The 4,121-nt window shown below is 29.9% G+C and carries 5 protein-coding genes; 4 read left to right on the top strand and 1 reads right to left on the bottom strand.

The window, feature by feature from the left end:
* Positions 1-394, top strand: a 394-nt coding sequence (locus tag NEH74_RS03675; RefSeq protein ID WP_262941100.1) for a hypothetical protein, incomplete at its 5' end; no start/stop codon positions are given.
* Here NEH74_RS03675 and NEH74_RS03670 read toward each other — a convergent pair.
* Entirely contained in the window at positions 395-787 is a 393-nt protein-coding gene (locus tag NEH74_RS03670; protein WP_155062390.1) for a helix-turn-helix domain-containing protein, read from the bottom strand.
* Between the two features lie 240 nt (positions 788-1,027).
* Here NEH74_RS03670 and NEH74_RS03665 point away from each other — a divergent pair, with 240 nt between their 5' ends.
* The 3 genes from NEH74_RS03665 to NEH74_RS03655 all read left to right on the top strand — a co-directional run.
* Positions 1,028-1,600 carry a hypothetical protein gene (locus tag NEH74_RS03665; protein WP_155062389.1) on the top strand — a complete coding sequence of 191 codons (573 nt, stop codon included), beginning with the start codon at positions 1,028-1,030 and terminating at the stop codon, positions 1,598-1,600.
* A gap of 246 nt (positions 1,601-1,846) precedes the next feature.
* Positions 1,847-1,993, top strand: coding sequence for a hypothetical protein (locus NEH74_RS03660; RefSeq protein ID WP_155062388.1), 147 nt, complete (start codon positions 1,847-1,849; stop codon positions 1,991-1,993).
* Between the two features lie 77 nt (positions 1,994-2,070).
* Positions 2,071-4,121: SpaA isopeptide-forming pilin-related protein (locus NEH74_RS03655; protein ID WP_262941099.1), on the top strand; the 2,051-nt coding region annotated here is incomplete at its 3' end.

Below are 4,121 nucleotides of genomic sequence, written 5' to 3'. Positions count from 1 at the left end.
CACTGGATCGTCAAGCAGTAATTCATCAAATAACAATTCATCAAGTAGCACTGGATCAACAAATAATGGTTCTTCTTCGACACCATCAACTCCACCTGTTGTTGAGCAACCTAAACCACAAAAGCCAGTTGATATTTTAGATTGGAATTACATCAAATCAACTCTAATTGCAAAAGGAAATAGTTTAGGAATGGTTTATGAGGCATCTATGAATCGTGAATTAGATGGGTATGCGAGTCCTTGGCAATCATCTTATATGCCAGTTAATAACGAAGATGTGATTGGTTATATTGGTTATCAAATGGAGCAAGCAGCGAGTTGGGGAAGAACTTATTTCAATTTGGAAATGGTTGTTCAATCTGATGGAAATGTATTAATTTATTTAATTCGATAATTAATGTTTTTTTAATTGATTCCTACGTTGTTCAATTAGCTGAATTGTTAGTTTAATTTCATTTAATTCAAAATCACTTAAAAATGTAAGTTCTCTTGTTAAGAGACTAACATCTTCATTTTTAAAAATATCTTTTAATCTTAAGACAGCTTTTTTATTAGGCTGTTCTTTTTTTTTTCCTACGAGTTCATCTAATGAAATATTAAAAATTTCTGAAATTTTCACAAGAATATTTATATCTGGTGATCTTGTTCCAGTTTCCCAGCTAGAAATTGTAGATTTACTTACGTGCAATAAATTTCCTAATTCATATGCTTTTAAATCATTTAGTTCTCTATAATATTTTAAATTTCTAGCTAAATTCTTTTTATAGTCAATTTGGTAATTCGTCATTTTTACTTAATGCCAACTTTCTTTTATATTGTAATTATGTGATAACTCTTTTTTTTTAAAATAATAAAGACTAAAAAACAACACAAAATACCCCATCGTCGAATAAATACACATTTTGTATACTAAATGAGTTTACAAAATGTAAACTTTGTGATAAATTATGTAATATAATGCACTATGTTGTATTTTTTTGAAAGAAAAAGAATTTTATTGTCGAAAAAAGGATTGGGAGAGTTGGGCATGGATTTTTTTGAGAGAGTAGAAAAAGAACGAAAAAATATTGAGCGTGAAAAAAACAAAAAAATGAAAGAATTTGTTATAAAAAAAATGAATTTTATTATGAATATGAAGTATATTTTAGAAGAATCTTACGGTAAGAAAGTAAATAGAATTTTTAATGAGAATAATGGTTATAAAATTGAATTGGATAAATTAATTGATTATACAGATGAAGTTATAGAAATTAAAAGTAATGTAACAACAAGTAATGAAGCATCTGAAAGTCAAAGAAAATTTTCAAACAATTCTTATGAATTTAAGTTAATACTGACAGTTGATGAGAAAAAAGATTTTATTTTATGGTTTAGAGAATTTGCACATATATTTAATGAATTACAAGAAATCGAAAGAAAGTTAATTTATTATAGCTTAGTTGAAAAAGAAAATAATACATGGTTAGCATTACATACAAATTATAGTGAAAGAACAATTGCAACATTAAAGGTTAAAGCAATTAATGAATTTTACCGAAAATTAAAATTGGGTAAATTAACATATAGAGATTATTTTAAATTTAGTCATATTCAGTTTTAATAAAAAAACACATATATTGAGGAAGAGTAAGATTCCATTCTTACTCTTTTTTATTTTTGTTGTAAAAAATCGTTGTAAAAAATCGTTGTAAAAAATCGTTGTAAAAAATCGTTGTAAAAAATCGTTGCAAAAAATCGTTGCAAAAATCGTTGCAAAAAATCGTTGCAAAAATCGTTGCAAAAATCGTTGCAAAAAATTATAGAATAAATGTGTTAATATAGTATCATGGAGAAAGGAGGTTAGATCATGACAACATTAGATGATAAGTTAGAAGCTGTCAAAACATCTTTAATCGCACATGGCGAAGGTCGATTATCAGACGAGGAATTAAAAAAACTTGCAAAAGTAATTGATCGGACACCAACCATTGAGGAAGAAGATGATGAAGAATAAAAAAAGGACTATTTTTTTACAATCAATAGTCTTTTTTTTATACAAAAAAATTAAGCAAAAGAGAGGAAAGTTAGATCATGAAAAATAAATTTTTGAATCTAACTTTAGCAATTTCACTCTTATTTCAACCATTTGTAAATACAGGGGTGGCTTATGCAGAATCAACTAATAATGAAGTGGTTGAATCTGTTGAAGATGTTAAGAATCTGAATGAGCCAACGATTGAAGATGTTGAGGAACAAGAGCCGATTGTTAAAGAAGAAGTAGCGATTGAAAATCAAAAAGTAAAAGAGATTGATAATCCACCTAAAGACGAATCACAGCTTCAGTTGATTTCAGAAGATGAATCATATGATAGTGATGATTATATTGTTGTTACTGCTGATGGATTAATGTCATTAGCAACTGCTTATGTTGGTGAGAAATATCGTATATCTAATACCGCATATGATTTTTCGAGCATTATCTCAACTTGGAAAACAACACGAGGGATACCAAAACTTTATGCTACTACTGGTGGAGTTGAGTATACCGCTTTTTGTATAGAACCTGGGATTGTTCATGAAACTGGTGGTAATATGTCGAGTGGATATAATGGATTAACATATGCTCAAAGAGAAAAGATTAATCAAATTTTAATGTATGGCTACGGCAATAATGGAGATTATTCAGATGATTCATATGTCGCAACCCAAGTGGCTATTTGGGAAGTTGTCGCAAATCAGCCCTCTTGGGGTATGATTTGGGGGCAGTTGGTACAAAAATATGATAGTCGTAATCGTTTATATTCAAATTTACTTGAAGATGTTCGATTACATGGTGTTATTCCATCTTTTATGAGTGATAATCGTTTTAACGCAAAAGAAACGACATTGACTTGGAATGGTTCTGCCTATACAACTACTTTAACGGATACTAATGGAGTATTATCGAAATATAAAGTTATATCTGATAACGGTGATGTTAAAGTTTCTCAAAGTGGAAATAAATTAACATTAACAACCACAAATCCTAATCCTAATGTGACGTTACGCTTAACGAAAAAAGCTACAACTGGTGGAAGTACGTTATATTGGGTATCATCAACAAAACAGGATTTAGTGACGGGAGGGCAAGATGACCCAGTTAATGCTTATTTAAAAATTAATGTTAATGCAATAGGAACGTATGAAATCTTGAAAAAATCGACAAGTGGAAATATTATTCAAGGTGCTAAATTCCGTATTACAGGAAACAATTACGATCAGACATTTACAACGGATTCTAATGGACGTATTAATGCCACAAATATTCCTATCGGTAAATATACTGTGACAGAAGTTTCAGTTCCAGTACCATATTTACTAGATCCAACTCCAAAAACAATCGAAGTAAAGGCTAATCAAACAACGACTGTTGAATTTGTAAATGATTATATTAAAGGTGGATTTGAGTTACTAAAATCTTCTGATGATGGTTCAGTATTAAAAAATGTTGAATTTGCTCTTTATGATGGTAATAACCAATTAATTGATACCTTAACCACAGATAGTTTAGGTCTGATTAGAAAAAGTGGACTTTTATATGGAGATTATTACTTAGTTGAAACAAGAACTTTAAATAATCATCAATTATTAACAAGTCCTATTCGTTTTAGTGTTAATCAAAATGGAACAATTATTAATTTAACTGCGGTTAATAATCGTACACGAGTTGAGTTATTAAAAGTAGATGAAAAAGGCAATCCGTTAAGTGGAGCAACGTTACAAGTTCTTAAAAAAGATGGAACGTTAGTCGAAGAATGGTTATCAAGTAATGCACCACATACAATTTTAGGGTTAGCACATGGAGAGTATATTTTACACGAAGTGTCAGCCCCAAGTGGTTATATGCTGATGAATGACGTATCATTTAAAGTGACAGATGAAGCAAAAACTGTTGTAGTCCAAGGACAAGATTTGCCAACAGTAACAGAATTATTAAAAGTAGATGAAAATGGTAATCCATTAGTGGGGGCGACATTACAAGTCTTAACGAAAGATGGAAAGTTAGTTGAAGAATGGATTTCAACGGATAAAGCACATCAAATCGTAGGATTAGCACATGGAGAGTATATTTTCCATGAGGTATCAGCCCCAAGTGGCTATAT

This window comes from Turicibacter sp. GALT-G1 (assembly GCF_025594995.1).
In the GTDB taxonomy this organism is placed as follows: domain Bacteria; phylum Bacillota_I; class Bacilli_A; order MOL361; family Turicibacteraceae; genus Turicibacter; species Turicibacter bilis.
The sequence above is the reverse complement of the archived record's forward strand: the minus strand, read 5'-3'. Positions and strand labels throughout refer to the sequence as shown.